This window comes from Streptomyces sp. CRN 30 (assembly GCF_034105845.1).
Window position 1 is genome coordinate 1 of record NZ_JAVRHI010000423.1, and the last position, 15,074, is coordinate 15,074.

Consider the following 15,074-nt stretch of genomic DNA (forward strand, 5'->3'; position numbering starts at 1 on the left):
CCTGCCGGAGCGCCTCGCCGACGCCGGCCGCTGCTTCCTCCGCGTCCCGTCCGGCGCGCCGCGCCCGTTCGGCCGGTTCCCGGGCGTCCCGCAGCCGGTCCAGCATCCGGCGTACGGCGGCGGCCTGAGCGAGTACGGCGAGGGCGGCGGCGTAGGGGTCGCCGGCCGTCTCCCGGTGCAGGGCGGCGAACTCCGGTGCCTCCACGAGCGCGGTGACGATCGCGTGGCCGACCAGCCGGGAGGGGTCCATCTCGGCGCGGTCGCGCAGCCGGGGGGCGGCCTGGTAGGCGGTGAGGAACATGTCGCCCAGCAGCTCCTCGGCGTGGGCGTGCCGGGCCCCCAGTTCCTCGGCCAGTTCCCCCAGGGCGGCGGCCCGGCCGCGGGTGTCCTGCCAGGTCATCCGGGAGTAGGGGTCCGCGCGCACGGCGGAGGTGTGCCGGGCGGGGGGCGCCGCGGACGCGGCCAGCCAGGGCCCGGCACGGCCGGTCAGCTCCTGGAGGTCCGTAGGTTCGGGGTCCATGGGTTCGGGGTCCATGGGTTCGGAGTCCATAGGTTCCTGGAGGTCCGTCGGCTCCGCGGCCGTGCGCGGACCGGTTCCTTCCGGCACCGCCGTCATGACCGGAGCTGCTCCTCGACCGTGGCGGCGTCCATGCCGAGGGCCTCGGTGAGGACGCGGGCGCGGACCGCGCGCTGGCGGACGGTGACCCGGTCGATGGTGGCGGTGGAGCGTCCGGCGCCGGCCGCCTCCGCGCGGAGCCGCTCCAGCCGCCGCCCGGCGACGGCGAGCTTGTTGTGGGCGTGGGTGATCACCCACGAGCTGAGCGCCTCGCGGGACTGTCCGGCCATGGAGTCGAGCTGCGTCTCCAGTTCCTCGACGAGGTCGGCGAGGTCGAGGGCCTCCTTGGCATCGGGGTTGACCAGGTGCAGGATCTCCCGCTCCACGGTGGGCCGCTGGGCCGGGGAGTCCCACAGCACGTGGGTCAGCACGGAGAGGTCGGTCTCGGCGACCGCCGGGCGGCCGTCGAGCCAGGCGGACGCCTGGAGCAGCCGCACCGCCTGCCGCCAGCGGCGGTCGGAGGCGACGAGTTCCTTGCGGCGCAGGGCGGCGCGCAGGGTGCAGACGGCGTCGACGACCGTCTCGGGGACGGCGACGGCCGGGACGGACTCGTCCACGGCGTGCCGCAGTCCGTCGAGTCCGACGGTGGTCCGCGTCGGGGCGGCCGGGGGGCTGACGGCGGAGCGGACCAGGGCCGCGAAGTTGGAGGGATCGGCGAGGTAGCCGACCTCGATCCGGACCAGGAGCCGGTCGTAGATGGCGGCGGTCTCCTCCCCGGTGGGCAGTTCGTTGCTGGCGGTGATGGCGCCGATGAGCGGGCAGCGGACCGGTTCGCCGCCGTTCTCGGGGTGGTAGATCCGCTCGTTGAGGAAGCCGAGCGTCTCGTTGAGCGCGGCCGTGGAGCACTTGAAGATCTCGTCGATGAAGGCGACGTGCGCGGTCGTGGCCCGGCCGTCGTAAACCTGCCGGTACTCGCCGCGGGCCAGCGCGGCGACGTCGATGGGCCCGAACATCCGCGTCGGCGCGGTGAACTTCGACAGCAGGATCTCCCAGTACGACGCGCCGTCGATCCGGCCCGTCAGCTCCCGCGCCAGCTCGGACTTGGCCGTGCCGGGCGGGCCCAGCACCAGCGAGTGCTGCCCGGCCAGCAGGGTCACCACCAGTGTCCGGACCACGTCGTCCCGCTCGTAGAAGCGGTCCGACAGCTCGCCGCTGATCGCCCGCAGCCTCGCGGCCGTGTCCCGCGCGTCCCGCGCCCCCATGTGCGAAAACCCCCCTGCCGGTGAACTGCCAGCAAGATAACGCGACCGGACCGTCGGCGCTCGACAGCCGTCGTAGCGGGGCCGGTTCGGGTGCGGTGCCGTGCGGCCCGTCGTTCGTACGGGCCCGGCCCACGCGGTGCGGGGCACCGCCCGCGATGCGGCAGGATGAGCGACCGTGCCGCTCGAACTGCCGTACGTGGCGGCGCGGTCGACCGTTTTTCGAGAACGAGCAGGTGACGTTGTGACGACACTCCGCATCCGGCCGTCGGCGAGGGTACTCGCCGCCGCTCGCGTTCCCGGGGGTGACCGGTGACGCGCGACCTCGCCGTGCACGACCTGGTGACGGCCGGCATCGCGCTGGTCGCCGGTGTCCTGGCCGCCTTCCTGCTGCGCGCGGGCCTGCGGTGGCTGGCCGGGCACGCCGGCCGCACCCGCTGGGGCGGCGACGACGTCATCGTGGCGGCGCTGCGCACGGTGGCGCCGTGGGCAGCGGTCAGCGCCGGTGTCGCGGGCGCGGCGGCGGCGCTGCCGCTGGCCCGGCCGGTCCAGCACGCCGTCAACCAGGTGCTGACGGTGCTGCTGATCTTCGTGGTGACCGTGACGGCGGCCCGGGTGATCGCCGGACTGGTCCGGACGGTGACGGCGTCCCGCTCCGGGGTCGCCGGATCGGCCACGATCTTCGTCAACATCACCCGGGTACTGGTCCTCGCCATCGGCTTCCTGGTGGTGCTCCAGACCCTCGGCATCTCCATAGCGCCGCTGCTCACCGCGCTGGGCGTGGGCGGTCTCGCGGTCGCCCTGGCCCTCCAGGACACCCTGGCCAACCTCTTCGCGGGCATTCACATCCTCGCCTCCAAGACCGTGCAGCCCGGGGACTACATCCGGCTCAGCAGCGGCGAGGAGGGCTACGTCGAGGACATCAACTGGCGGCAGACGACCGTGCGCGCACTCTCCAACAACCTGGTGGTGATCCCCAACGGACAGCTCGCCAAGTCCAACATGACCAACTTCATGCGGCCCGAGCAGGAGCTGACCATCCTGGTCCAGGTGGGCGTCGCCTACGACAGTGATCTCGACCAGGTGGAGCGGGTGACCGCCGAGGTCGTCACCGAGGTGATGACGGAGATCACCGGTGCCGTCCCGGAGCACGAGCCGGCAATCCGCTTCCACACCTTCGGCGACTCGCGGATCGGCTTCACGGTCATCCTGGGCGTCGGGGAGTTCAGCGACCAGTACCGGATCAAGCACGAGTTCATCAAGCGGCTGCACCGCCGCTACCGCGCCGAGGGCATCCGCATCCCCTCCCCCGCGCGCACCGTCGCCCTCCAGCAGGGCGCGGTGGTCTTCCCGCAGCAGCGCGCGGCCGACGACGCGCCGCGGCCACTGCGCGACTGAGACGCGACCGGGACAAGACCGGGAGCCGGTCTGGGACACGACCGGCTCCCGACCGGGGACACGACCGGCTCCCCGGCCGGGGACGCGGCCGGGAGCCGGTGTCACGCGGAACTCCGCGGCGGACCCCTGTCGAGACCGGGCCGCCCACGAGATATCTTGATGTCGAGCAATGTTGCAGACGTGGAGCGGAGCACCGGTGACTGACTCGACCATCATCTATACGCACACTGACGAGGCCCCGGCCCTGGCGACGTATTCCTTCCTGCCGGTGATCCGGGCGTACGCCTCGCAGGCGGGCGTTCCCGTGGAGACCCGGGACATCTCGCTGGCCGGACGCATCATCGCCGTGTTCCCGGAGTACCTCACCGAGGACCAGCGCATCCCGGACGCCCTCGCCGAGCTGGGCGAGCTGGCCAAGACCCCCGCGGCCAACATCATCAAGCTGCCGAACATCTCGGCGTCGATCCCGCAGCTCAAGGCCGCGGTCGCGGAGCTTCAGGGCCAGGGGTACGCGCTGCCCGCCTACCCGGACGACCCGAAGACCGACGAGGAGCGCGACATCCGCGCCCGCTACGACAAGGTCAAGGGCTCCGCGGTCAACCCGGTGCTGCGCGAGGGCAACTCCGACCGCCGCGCCCCCGCCTCGGTCAAGAACTACGCCAAGAACCACCCGCACCGCATGGGCGCCTGGTCCGGCGAGTCGAAGACGAACGTCGCGACGATGGGCGAGAACGACTTCCGCTCCACCGAGAAGTCCGTGGTGATCGCCGAGGACGGCGCGCTCCGCATCGAGCTGGTCGGCGACGACGGCACCACCACCGTGCTGCGCGAGTCGGTCCCGGTGAAGAAGGACGAGGTCGTCGACGCCTCCGTGCTGCGCGTCGCCGCGCTGCGCGAGTTCCTCACCGCGCAGGTCGCCCGCGCCAAGGCCGAGGGCGTCCTGTACTCGGTGCACCTGAAGGCCACGATGATGAAGGTCTCCGACCCGATCATCTTCGGCCACGTCGTGCGCGCCTTCTTCCCGAAGACCTTCGCGCGGTACGGCGAGGCCCTCGCCACCGCGGGCCTCACCCCGAACGACGGCCTCGGCGGCATCTACAAGGGCCTGGAGTCCCTCCCGGAGGGCGCCGAGATCAAGGCGTCCTTCGACGCCGAGCTGGCCGAGGGCCCGGAGCTGGCCATGGTCGACTCCGACAAGGGCATCACCAACCTGCACGTCCCCTCCGACGTCATCATCGACGCCTCCATGCCGGCGATGATCCGCACCTCCGGCCACATGTGGGGCCCGGACGGCCAGGAGCACGACGCCCTCGCGGTGATCCCGGACTCCTCCTACGCGGGCGTCTACCAGGCCGTGATCGAGGACTGCCGCGCGAACGGCGCCTACGACCCGTCCACCATGGGCTCGGTCCCGAACGTCGGCCTCATGGCGCAGAAGGCCGAGGAGTACGGCAGCCACGACAAGACCTTCGAGATCCCCGTCACCGGCACGGTCCGCCTGGTCGACCAGGCCGGTGACGTCGTCATCGAGCAGACCGTCTCGGCCGGCGACATCTTCCGCGCCTGCCAGACCAAGGACGCCCCGATCCGCGACTGGGTCAAGCTGGCCGTCACCCGCGCCCGCGCCACCGGCGACCCGGCCGTCTTCTGGCTGGACGCGACCCGCGCCCACGACGCCAACCTGATCGCCAAGGTGGAGGCGTACCTGCCGGAGCACGACACCGAGGGCCTGGACATCAGGGTCCTCTCCCCGGTGGAGGCCACGAAGCTCTCGGTGGAGCGCATCCGCCGCGGCGAGAACACCATCTCCGTCACCGGCAACGTGCTGCGCGACTACCTGACCGACCTCTTCCCCATCCTGGAGCTGGGCACCAGCGCCAAGATGCTGTCGGTCGTCCCGCTGATGGCGGGCGGCGGCCTCTTCGAGACCGGCGCCGGCGGCTCCGCGCCCAAGCACGTGCAGCAGCTCGTCAAGGAGAACTACCTGCGCTGGGACTCCCTCGGTGAGTTCTTCGCGCTGGTGCCGTCCCTGGAGCAGTTCGCCGAGGCCACGGGGAACACCCGCGCCAAGGTCCTCGCCGACGCCCTCGACCGCGCGACGGCGGCCTTCCTCAACGAGGACAAGTCCCCGACCCGTCGCGTCGGCGGCATCGACAACCGCGGCAGCCACTTCTTCCTGTCCCTGTACTGGGCGCAGGAACTGGCGAAGCAGACCGACGACGCGGAGCTGGCCAAGGCCTTCGCCCCGCTCGCCGAGAAGCTCGCCGCCGACGAGGCGAAGATCGTCGAGGAGCTGAACGCCGTCCAGGGCAGCCCGGCCGAGATCGGCGGCTACTACCAGCCCGACCCGGCCAAGGCCGCCGAGGTCATGCGTCCGTCGGCGACGTGGAACGAGGCGCTGGCGTCCCTGAGCTGACCGGCTCACGCCACGACGACGACCGCCCCGCCCGGGTTCCGCCCCGGCCGGGGCGGTCGTGCGTCCGGCGGGGCGGTACGCACATGACGACCATCCCGGCGAGCATCAGACCGCAGCCGGCCCACGCCGCCGGTGCGAGGCGCTCGTCCAGCAGGAGGACGCCGATCAGGGCGGCGGCCAGCGGCTCGGCGAGGCTGAGCGTGCCCGCCGTGGTCGCCCGTACGCGGCTCAGCCCGGCGGTGAACAGCCAGTAGGCGAGGGCGGTGGTGGCCACCACCAGCCAGGCGATCAGAGCGGCGGTCGCGCCGTCGCCCAGCGGCGCGGTGTCCCCGGCCGTCCAGGGCAGCAGCGGCACGGAGCCCACCAGCAGGGTGAGCGCGGAGACGGTCGGCAGGTGGACGCCGGGGTGGGTGTCGGCCAGCTTCTTGGCGTACACGGTGTACAGGGCGTAGCAGGTGCCGGCGGCCACCGCGAGGAGCAGGCCGAGCGGGTCGACGCGGGTGCTGCCCGGCGCCAGCAGCAGGGCGCAGCCGGCCACCGCCGCGACGGTGCCGGCGAGCCACGCGGCCCGCAGCCGCTCACCGGTGACCCAGCGGGCGCAGACGCCGGTGGCGGCGGGGGCGGTGCCGAGCGCGATCACCGTGGCGAGGGCCGCGCCGCTGCGCGCCACGGAGGAGAGGAAGGCGGCCTGGTAGACGCCCGTCGCGACGGCGCAGACCAGCAGCAGGCGCGGGACGCCGGGCACGGCGAGCGTCCGGAGCGTCCTCGGGCGGACGGTGAAAGCGGCGAGGACCAGTCCACCCGCGAGCAGCCGCCAGCCGCCGAGGGCGGCGGGCGCCATGGCACTGGCCGCCAGGACCTGGGCGGGGCCGACGGTCCCCCACAGCACCGCCGCGGCCAGCACCAGGCCCGGCCCGAGGACCGGGCCGTTGTTCCGTGTGTTCATGGCCGGGGACACTAGACAGGTGTGCGGATCTTTCCGACTCATGCCGTACGTCGTGCGGCGTATGCTGGCTTCCGTGGAACTTGATGCGCTGGACCGGGCCCTGCTGCGGGAGCTGCAGAACGATGCACGGCAGACCAACCGCGACCTGGCGGCCAAGACGGGGGTCTCCCCGTCGACCTCCCTCGAACGGGTGCGGCTGCTGCGTGAGCGCGGTGTGATCACCGGCTACCACGCGGCGCTCGACCTCGACGCGGCCGGGCGGCCCGTGCAGGCGCTGATCTCGGTCCGCATCCGGCCGCCGGCCCGGCCGGTCATCGAGGGGTTCCGGGAGTGGGCGGCGCGGCTGCCCGAGGTGATCGGCCTCTTCGTGACCTCGGGCGGCCACGACTTCCTGATCCACGTCGCCGTCCCCGACGTGGACGGCGTGTACGCGTTCGTCATCGACCGCCTCACCGAGCGCCGCGAGGTCGCGGACGTGCAGACCACGATGGTCTACGAGCATGTGCGGCCCCGCCGGATCGAACCGGCGCCGGCGGCTCCCGGCCGCCCCCGCTCGCCCCGTACCGCCCGCTGACTCCCCCGGAGCCGCCCCCGATGCCCGACCGCACCCCGCCCTCCTACGCGCTGCTGCCCGGCGCCGCCGGCTCGCCGGTGATCCTGCACGTCCCCCACTCCGCCCGGGAGATCCCGGCCGACGCCCGCGCGGGCATCGTGCTCGACGACGACACGCTGGCGCGGGAGCTGGACCACATCACCGACGCGCACACGGCGCGGATCGCCGAGGAGGCCGCCGAGCGGGCCGGTCGACGTCCGTGGCGGTTCGTCAACCGGCTCTCCCGGCTGGTCGTCGACCCCGAGCGCTTCCCGGACGGCCGGGAGGAGATGACGGCCGTCGGCATGGGCGCGGTGTACACCCGTACGACGCACGGTGAGGTCCTGCGGCCCGCGGACACCGACCCGGGCCCGCTGGTCGAGCGGTACTTCCGGCCGTACGCGCGGGCGATGGCCGGGGCGGTGGCGGACCGGCTCGCCGCCACCGGCCGGGCGGTGATCGTGGATGTGCACAGCTACCCCACCGAGCGGCTCCCCTACGAGCTGCACGGCGACGGTCCGCGCCCGCCCGTCTGCCTGGGCACCGACGCCTTCCACACGCCGCCGTGGCTGCTCGCCGCGGCCCGGGAGGCGTTCGCGCCGTGCGGGGAGACCGGGCTCGACAGCCCGTTCAGCGGGACGTACGTGCCGCTGGAGTTCTACGGCGAGCGGGCGGAGGTCGGCGCGCTGATGGTGGAGATCCGCCGGGACACCTACATGAGCGAACCGGGCGGCCCGGCCGGGCCGGGGCTGACCCGGCTCGCGGCGGCGCTGGCCGCGCTCGTGGACGCCGTCCCGGCCTGAGAGCCGGTGTCATGTCCCCGGCCGGTCGTCGGCCCGACCACCGGCTGGAGCACTTCCGCGCGACAGGCGGGAGGCGCGCGGGGAGGGTGGGGGCATGACGCAGGAGACCTCCACGCGCACCGATCCGGCACCGCCCCCGGTACGGGACTGGCCCGCCGCCGACCTGACGGGCACGGAGTTCGACCCGGTCCTCGCCGAGCTGATGCGCGAGGGGCCGCTGACCCGCATCCGGCTGCCGTTCGGCGAGGGCTGGGCGTGGCTGGCCACCCGGTACGAGGACGTCAGGACGGTCACCAACGACGCGCGGTTCGGCCGCGCCGAGGTGACGCGGCGTCAGGTCACGCGGATGGCGCCGCACTTCAAGCCGCGGCCCGGCTCGCTGGCCTTCGCCGACCAGCCGGAGCACAACCGGCTGCGGCGCGCGGTGGCCGGCGCGTTCACGGTCGGCGCGACGAGGCGGCTGCGGCCCCGCGCCCAGGAGATGCTGGACGGGCTGGTGGACGGGGTGCTGCGGGACGGGCCGCCGGCGGATCTGGTGGAGCGGGTCCTCGAACCGTTCCCGATCGCCGTGGTCAGCGACGTCATGGGGGTGCCCGCCGCCGACCGGGAGCGGGTGCACTCCTGGACCCGGGAGATCATCTCCACCTCCGGCGGCGTCGAGGGCGCCGACCGCGCGAAGACCAGCCTCTACGGGTGGATCACCGAGACCGTCCGGGCGCGCGCCGACGGCGCCGGTGAGGACGTGTACACGCTGCTCGGGCGGGCCGTCGCCCGGGGCGAGGTCGCCGAGGAGGAGGCGGTCGGCCTGGCCGGTCCGCTTCAGATCGGCGGCGAGGCCGTGACCCACAACAGCGGCCAGATGCTGTACCTGCTGCTCACCCGGCCGGAGCTGATGGCGCGGATGCGGGAGCGGCCCGGGGAGCGGGGTCCCGTCCTGGAGGAGCTGCTGCGCTGGATCCCGCACCGCTCCTCGGTGGGGCTCGCCCGGATCGCCCTGGAGGACGTCGAGCTGCGCGGGCACCGCATCCGTGCGGGCGACGCCGTCTACGTCTCCTACCTGGCCGCCAACCGGGACCCGGAGGTCTTCGACGAGCCGGACCGGATCGACCCGGACCGGGACCCCGACCCGCACCTGGCGTTCGGCAACGGACCGCACCACTGCACCGGCGCCGTGCTCGCCCGGATGCAGACCGAGCTGATCGTCGGCACCCTGCTCGACCGGATGCCGGGCCTGCACCTGGCGACGGGTGCCGACGGGGTGGAGTGGCGGCGCAGGACCATGATCCGCGGCCCGCGCACCCTGCCCTGCGCCTGGTGACCGACGCGGCCCAGAGGCCAGGTGCCGCTCGGCAGCCGGTGATCCGACGACAGGCCCTAGCCGGTCACGCCCGCATCCACTCGGTCATCACGACCTCACCGCCCGCCCGCAGCCGCAGGGCGAACGGGCCGGCCGGCGGTACGTCGCCGGTGAAGCGGCCCATGTCGTCGGCGGCGAGCGAGCGGGCCGTCTGGGGGCCGCTGAGGACCTCGATCCGGGCCGGCTGCGGCGGCATCACCTGGCCGAACAGTCCGTCGGCGCTCACCTCCACGTCCAGGCTCACCTCGCCCGCGCGGAAGGTCAGCATCCGCGGCGGGTCGGTCTCCCCCCTGATCGGCAGCGCGTCGACCAGCGAGTCGAAGGTCAGCTCGGCGAGCCGCGCCTCCAGGTCGTGCAGCGCGTACGCCTCCACGGCCAGCCGGTTCAGCTCGGGCGGCACCGGGTCGAGTATGCCCGCCGCCTGGCGCAGCTCCTCCTCCAGCAGCGAGTCGTCGAACTCGTCGTCGGCCACCGTGCTGTCGCCGGTCCCGCCGTTGCCGCCGGTTCCGTCGTTCTCGTCCTGTGTGCCGTTCATGTCGTTCATGCCGTCCCCCGTGCCTCCAGTCGCGCCCGCAGGCGCCTCAGACAGCGCTGTCGCATCGGCCCGATACTGCCCACGGCGATCCCCAGGGCCGCCGACACCTCCTGATAGCTGGGCGGCTGCGACGCCATGAGCACGCGCAGCAACTGCCGGCACTTCTCGCCCAGTTCCTCGAACTCCTGCCAGAGCCGGCGCACCCGCTCGCTCTGGGCGGCGGCCTCCTCGGAGTCGAGGAAGGACTCCTCGGGCGTGAGGTCCTCGCTGACCCGGTCGAGCAGTTGCGGATCGTCCGTGACGGTCCACCGCTTGGCCGCCCTGATCACCTTCAGGGACTCGTTGCGCGCGGTGCTCGCCAGCCACGAACCCGCCTTCTCCGGTTCCCGGATGCGCCCCAGGTGCTGGGCGAAACGGAACCAGGCGGTCTGGTACACCTCGTGCGCGTCGGCGTCGGACAGCCGGTGTGCCCGCACCACGGACCACACCAGCGGTCCCAGCCCTTCCACCAGCGCCTTCCAGGCCGCCGCGTCGCCGTCGGCGGCGGACTGGACGAGCGCCCCGACATCTGTACGGTCCACGGCCCCACCCCTCGAGTACGACACGCCATCGTACGCCGTGGAGGGGGCCGTTCCGCCCCTCATGCCGCGTCGGCCGGGGGTTCGACGGAGACCGGCCGCCAGGTCGCCGGACGCAGCGCCGGCACGTGCGCGCCACGGACCTCGGCGTACTCCGTGTTCCCGGCCAGCAGCTGGGTGCGGGCGGCGCGCGCGGCGCTCTCCTGGTGGGCGGTCATGTGCGCGGCGACGAGTCCGGCCGCCACCGGGGTGGCGAACGAGGTGCCGCTCCACTGCGCGTGCCCCTCGAACATCACCTGGTCGGGCTTGCCGGGGGCGTCGCCGGAGTCGCTGAGCAGCCCGGTGTGCCGGGGTGTCCGGCAGGTGCAGGAGTAGGTGAAGCCGAACCGGCACGCGTCGTAGGTGGAGTGCTGGTAGACGTAGGGCACGGGGGTGTCGAACCCCGTGAGGGAGCTGATGAGGCGCTCGCCGGGGGCGTACGCCTTCACCCAGGCGCCGTGGTTGGTGAAGCAGGCGCCGTACTCGCCGTCCCCACGGAGCGCGCCGACCGACAGCACGGCGTTCTCCCAGCCGGGCAGGTCGGCGTAGGCGGCCGGCCAGAACGGGGTGGCGCTGGAGTTGTTGCCGGCGGCGGCGACCAGCAGGGTGCCTCGGTCGCGGAGTTCCTCCATGAAGGCGTGCACGCCGAGCAGGCCGTCGGTGCGGCCGTTGGGCGTGCCGGCGGACAGGCTGATGACGTCGGGCCAGCCGCCCTGGTCGACCGCCTCGAAGAGCTTCTCGCCGAACTCGGACTCCAGGATGGCGCCGGCGTCGTTCAGGGTGTTGCGGACGGTGATGTCGGTGTTGGGGGCGACGGCCGCGAGCAGCCCCGCGATGAAGGTGCCGTGGCCGACGTACTGGCACAGGACACCGTCGTCGTCGCACTCCTTGACCTGGAGGTCGCCGTCGGTGTGGGCGAGCAGCGGGGAGGAGCGGTAGTCGCGCATGAGGCCGGTGTCGATGACGAGGACACCGACGGCCGAGGCGGCGTCGTACGGGGTGTCCGCCGCCGCCGGGTTCGGCGGGTCGGTGCGGGGCACCGGTACGGGTTCGTCGCCGGGGCAGGCGTTGACGGCGATGGTCACGACGTGGTTGCGGCTGATCAGCCGGCGGGTCGCGCGGCCCTCGGCGGCGCGCAGCGAGCGCAGGGCGTTGGCGACGGCCGCGTCGCCTGCCCCGGTGCCCTCGCCGGGGTCGCCGACCTGGATGCGGGTGATGCCGGAGCGGTTGGTCTCCGGGCCGGCCCGGCGCACCTGGCCGGCGTCGAGCTCCGGGACAGCCGTGAAGTGCTCGCGCACGGTGTCCTCGACGACGCGTGCCTCCTCGCCGTCGCGGGCGAGGACGACGCCTTTCTCGTAGAGGAACTCGGCGGAGTCGTCGGGGCCCATCGCCAGGGGGACGTCGGGCATCGAGCGCTGGATCTGGCCGAACTGCTCTCGGAATCGCTGTGGCGCCATGGCGTGTCCTCCCACTGGAGCGGCGGTCGTCAATCAGAACCCGCGGGAGGCCGATTGATACAGACTCACATCTGTGTGACATGTTCTCGTGCCACTACCATCCGTGGGGTGACAGGGGGAAGCGAGTCGGTTCTCGAACTGCTGCCGATGGTGTTCGCCGCCCCGAACGAGGCTGTGGCGAAGGCGGAAAGGCTACTGCTGGCCGCTCCGCGGCCCCTGCACGCCTCGATCGCCCACCAGGTGATCGGCATCTGGCAGCGGGACTTCGGCGACACCCGGCTGGCCCTGGCCCATCTGCGGCGCGCCCGCGATCTCGCCGCCCGCGCGGAGTCACCGGAGCGGGAGGCGGACGTGCTGGCCACGCTGGGTGTGGCGCTGGTGCACACGGGCCGTACCCGGCAGGGTCTGGCGGCCTTCGAGCGGGGGGTGGCGCGCGGCACCGGGCTCACCCGGGCGCGGGTGCTGTACCGGCGGGCGTACGTCTGGTGGGTGCTGGGCCGGCACGGGGAGGCGCTGGAGGACGTACGGCGGGCCATAGTCGTGCTGCGGCAGGCGGGGGACGTCATCTGGACGGCGCGAGCGCTGACGCTGCGTGCGACGGTGCACCTGGCGCTCGGCGCGGTGGACCGCGCGGAGGCCGACTTCACGGCGGCGGAGGCGCTGTGGGGCACCACGGACCAGGAGCACGACAAGGCCGACGCGGTGGAGAGCCGGGGGCTGGCGGCGTTCCGTTCCGGGGACGTCCCTGCGGCGCTCAGGCTCCTCGACGAGGCCGGGGAGCGGTACGCGGAGCTGGGCACGCCGACGTTCATGCTGGACATCCGGCGCTGCGAGGTGAAGCTGGCGGCGGGGCTGGCGCCGGAGGCGCTGGCCGAGGCGGACGCCGCGATCGCCGAACTGGACGGCATCGGCGGGCAGTCCACCCGCAAGGCCGAGCTGCTGCTGGTCGCGGCGCGGGCGGCCCGGCTGGCCGGTGACGCGCAGACGGCGATAGCGCGGGCCGCGGTCGCCGTGCGGCTGTTCGCGGCGCAGCGGCGCACCTGGTACGAGACGCACGCCCGGCTGGTGCTGATCGAGGCGCGGGTCGCGGCCGGGCGGGGTTCGGGGCGGCTGGTCGCGGACGCGGCGGCGGTGGCGGAGCGGCTGGCGGCGTTCGGCGCGCCGGCCGCGCCGGAGGCTTCGCTGCTGGCCGGGCGGATCGCCCTCGGCCTGGGCTGGACGGCGGACGCGGAGCGGCATCTGGCCCGTGCGGCGCGCGGCCGGCACAGCGGGCCGGCGCTGACGCGGGTGACGGGCTGGGCGGCGCAGGCGCTGCGGGCGCGGGCCGCGGGGTCGACGCGCGGGGTGCTGGAGGCGTGCCGGCGGGGTCTGGACGTGCTGGACGACCACCGGATGACGCTCGGGGCGTCGGAGCTGCGGGCCCGCGCCACGCAGCAGGGCGCGGAGCTGGCGGCGCTGGCGCAGGAGGCGTCGCTGGCGTCGGGCGGGCCGCGGCGGCTGCTGGTGTGGAGCGAGCGGTGGCGGGCGACGGCGCTGGCGACTCCGCCGACCCGGCCGCCGGCCGATCCGGTCCTGCTCAGCGACCTGACGGCGTTCCGGGAGATCGCCGCGCGGGCCGAGGAGACCCGGATGGAGGGCCGTCCGGTCGCGGCCCTGGAGCGGGAACAGCGCCGTCTGGAGCGGGAGATCCGCGCCCGGACCCTGCACATGCGGGGCGAGGCGCCGGGCGGCAGTGACCGGTTCGACGTGGGCCGGCTGCTGACGGCGCTCGGCGACGACGTGCGGCTGGTGGAGCTGGCGGTGCTCGACGGCCGGGTGCAGGTGCTGCTGTGCGGGGAAGGGCGGGTGCGGCGGTTCGAGGCGGGGCTGCTGGCGGAGGCGGAGCGGGAGGCGGAGTTCGTCCAGGCCGGGCTGCGGCGGCTGGCGCATCCGGGGGCGGAGGCGCGGCTTCCGCTGGTGGAGGCGGCCGGACGCCGCCTGGAGGAGCTGCTGTTCGGTCCGGCGGCGGCGCAGCTGGGCTCCGGCCCGGTCGTGGTGGTCCCTCCCGGGCGGCTGCACCGGGTGCCGTGGGCGCTGCTGCCGTCGCTGCGCGAGCGGGTCCTCAGTGTCTCGCCGTCGGCGAGCAGCTGGCTGCGTGCCCGGGAGACGGCACCGCCGTCGCTGGGCCGGCACGTCCTGGTCCGCGGTCCCGGCCTGGCGAGCGGCGGCGCGGAGGTGCCCCTGCTCGCGGAGGGGTACGGGACGGGACTCTGGGGCGCGCCGGTGGTGCTTGAGGAGGGCGGCGCGCGGGTGGAGCGGGTGCTGCGGGAGCTGGACGGGGCCGCGCTGGCGCACATCGCGGCGCACGGTACGTTCCGGGCGGACAGTCCGCTGTTCTCGTCGCTGCGGATGACGGACGGTCCGCTGATCGTCCACGACTTCGAACGGCTGGACCGCAGTCCGTACCGGATCATCCTGTCCTGCTGCGACACCGGCCGGTTCGCATCCGTCGGCGCGGACGAGCTGCTCGGTCTGGTCACCGCGCTGCTGCCGCTCGGCACGGCGGGTGTGGTGGCGTGCAGCGCACCGGTCAACGACGCGGCGGTCGTCCCGCTGATGCTCGCCCTCCACAAGGGCCTGGACGCGGGCCTGTCCCTGGCGGAAGCCCTCCGCGACGCGCGCGCGTCCCTGCCGAACGACACCGTCCACCAGGCGACGGGCTGGGCGTTCTCGGCGTTCGGCGCGGCGTAGGGGGACGGCTCGGGGTCCGGCGGTTCGGGGTTCAGGCCGGCTGGGGTTCCGGGGGCCTCGTCAGGGTCGGCAGGGTGGTGCGGTCCGTGACGCCCAGGCGGGTGTAGGCGCCGTAGAGGTGGTTGCCGACGGTGCGGACGGAGAGGGTGAGGCGCTCGGCGATCTGCCGGTTGGTGAGGCCGGCCGCGGCGAGGGTGACGATCTGCCGCTGCCGGGCGGTGAGTTCACCGAGGACCAGACCGGCCAGGGCCGGGGTGCGGGCGCCCTGGCAGCGGCGGGCCAGGGCGACGGCGCGGGTGCGGGCGGTGCGCGCGGCGCTCGGGTCGCGGTGCGCCCGTACGGCCTGGGCGTACGCCTCGGCGGCGTAGAGCAGGTAGCCGTGCCGCTCCAGCCGGGCGGCGGCCCGGT

General features: G+C 74.1%; 12 protein-coding genes and 1 pseudogene. 6 read left to right on the forward strand and 7 right to left on the reverse strand.

Translation table 11 applies throughout. From position 1 onward, the window contains the following. Together UW392_RS46495 and UW392_RS46500 are read right to left on the reverse strand one after the other, a co-directional pair. A pseudogene (locus UW392_RS46495) lies at positions 1 to 520 on the reverse strand (hypothetical protein); the annotation flags it as partial. A gap of 92 nt (positions 521 to 612) precedes the next feature. Further along, entirely contained in the window at positions 613 to 1,818 is a 1,206-nt protein-coding gene (locus UW392_RS46500; RefSeq protein WP_320781396.1) for an AAA family ATPase, read from the reverse strand. A 309-nt stretch (positions 1,819 to 2,127) separates the two neighbouring features. Here UW392_RS46500 and UW392_RS46505 point away from each other — a divergent pair, with 309 nt between their 5' ends. Then, on the forward strand, positions 2,128 to 3,213 hold the full coding sequence (locus UW392_RS46505) for a mechanosensitive ion channel family protein (RefSeq protein WP_320781397.1): 1,086 nt from the start codon (positions 2,128 to 2,130) through the stop codon (positions 3,211 to 3,213). Between the two features lie 196 nt (positions 3,214 to 3,409). Beyond that, positions 3,410 to 5,629 carry an NADP-dependent isocitrate dehydrogenase gene (locus tag UW392_RS46510; RefSeq protein ID WP_320781398.1) on the forward strand — a complete coding sequence of 740 codons (2,220 nt, stop codon included), beginning with the start codon at positions 3,410 to 3,412 and terminating at the stop codon, positions 5,627 to 5,629. Here UW392_RS46510 and UW392_RS46515 read toward each other — a convergent pair. Further along, a complete protein-coding gene (locus UW392_RS46515; RefSeq protein WP_320781399.1) occupies positions 5,580 to 6,575 on the reverse strand; it encodes a DMT family transporter in 996 nt (331 codons plus the stop codon). The genes UW392_RS46510 and UW392_RS46515 overlap by 50 nt on opposite strands. Positions 6,576 to 6,636: 61 nt before the next feature. On the opposite strand from UW392_RS46515, the gene UW392_RS46520 reads away from it, so the two are divergent. From UW392_RS46520 to UW392_RS46530, 3 genes are all read left to right on the forward strand, one after another. Continuing rightward, positions 6,637 to 7,149: an Lrp/AsnC family transcriptional regulator gene (locus UW392_RS46520; RefSeq protein ID WP_320781400.1), complete on the forward strand. Its 513-nt coding sequence runs from the start codon at positions 6,637 to 6,639 to the stop codon at positions 7,147 to 7,149. Positions 7,150 to 7,169: 20 nt separating this feature from the next. Continuing rightward, positions 7,170 to 7,970, forward strand: a complete 801-nt coding sequence (locus tag UW392_RS46525; RefSeq protein ID WP_320781401.1) for an N-formylglutamate amidohydrolase — start codon at positions 7,170 to 7,172, stop codon at positions 7,968 to 7,970. 94 nt (positions 7,971 to 8,064) lie between these two features. Then, positions 8,065 to 9,288 (forward strand): cytochrome P450, encoded by a 1,224-nt coding sequence (locus UW392_RS46530; RefSeq protein WP_320781402.1) that lies wholly within the window; start codon positions 8,065 to 8,067, stop codon positions 9,286 to 9,288. Positions 9,289 to 9,352: 64 nt separating this feature from the next. Here UW392_RS46530 and UW392_RS46535 read toward each other — a convergent pair whose 3' ends face one another. The 3 genes from UW392_RS46535 to UW392_RS46545 are packed head-to-tail and all read right to left on the reverse strand — an operon-like array spanning position 9,353 to position 11,936. After that, positions 9,353 to 9,871 (reverse strand): hypothetical protein, encoded by a 519-nt coding sequence (locus UW392_RS46535; RefSeq protein ID WP_320781403.1) that lies wholly within the window; start codon positions 9,869 to 9,871, stop codon positions 9,353 to 9,355. Continuing rightward, positions 9,868 to 10,443: a sigma-70 family RNA polymerase sigma factor gene (locus tag UW392_RS46540; RefSeq protein ID WP_320781404.1), complete on the reverse strand. Its 576-nt coding sequence runs from the start codon at positions 10,441 to 10,443 to the stop codon at positions 9,868 to 9,870. The genes UW392_RS46535 and UW392_RS46540 overlap by 4 nt, the downstream gene beginning before the upstream one ends. A gap of 59 nt (positions 10,444 to 10,502) precedes the next feature. Then, complete coding sequence (locus UW392_RS46545; RefSeq protein ID WP_320781405.1) at positions 10,503 to 11,936, reverse strand: S8/S53 family peptidase; 1,434 nt, start codon at positions 11,934 to 11,936, stop codon at positions 10,503 to 10,505. Positions 11,937 to 12,083: 147 nt separating this feature from the next. Between UW392_RS46545 and UW392_RS46550 the strand changes: the two genes are divergently transcribed. Next, positions 12,084 to 14,666 carry a CHAT domain-containing tetratricopeptide repeat protein gene (locus UW392_RS46550; protein WP_320781407.1) on the forward strand — a complete coding sequence of 861 codons (2,583 nt, stop codon included), beginning with the start codon at positions 12,084 to 12,086 and terminating at the stop codon, positions 14,664 to 14,666. A 31-nt stretch (positions 14,667 to 14,697) separates the two neighbouring features. On the opposite strand, the gene UW392_RS46555 is transcribed toward UW392_RS46550, so the two are convergent. Then, on the reverse strand, positions 14,698 to 15,074 hold a 377-nt coding region (locus tag UW392_RS46555; RefSeq protein WP_320781406.1), incomplete at its 5' end, for a helix-turn-helix transcriptional regulator.

Excerpts from the sequence above, each read along its gene's own strand:
- UW392_RS46500 (WP_320781396.1), bottom strand. The coding sequence starts at position 1,818 with ATGGGGGCGCGGGACGCGCGGGACACGGCCGCGAGGCTGCGGGCGATC.
- UW392_RS46515 (WP_320781399.1), bottom strand. The coding sequence starts at position 6,575 with ATGAACACACGGAACAACGGCCCGGTCCTCGGGCCGGGCCTGGTGCTG.
- UW392_RS46520 (WP_320781400.1), top strand. The coding sequence starts at position 6,637 with ATGCTGGCTTCCGTGGAACTTGATGCGCTGGACCGGGCCCTGCTGCGG.
- UW392_RS46525 (WP_320781401.1), top strand. The coding sequence starts at position 7,170 with ATGCCCGACCGCACCCCGCCCTCCTACGCGCTGCTGCCCGGCGCCGCC.
- UW392_RS46530 (WP_320781402.1), top strand. The coding sequence starts at position 8,065 with ATGACGCAGGAGACCTCCACGCGCACCGATCCGGCACCGCCCCCGGTA.
- UW392_RS46535 (WP_320781403.1), bottom strand. The coding sequence starts at position 9,871 with ATGAACGACATGAACGGCACACAGGACGAGAACGACGGAACCGGCGGC.
- UW392_RS46545 (WP_320781405.1), bottom strand. The coding sequence starts at position 11,936 with ATGGCGCCACAGCGATTCCGAGAGCAGTTCGGCCAGATCCAGCGCTCG.
- UW392_RS46550 (WP_320781407.1), top strand. The coding sequence starts at position 12,084 with ATGGTGTTCGCCGCCCCGAACGAGGCTGTGGCGAAGGCGGAAAGGCTA.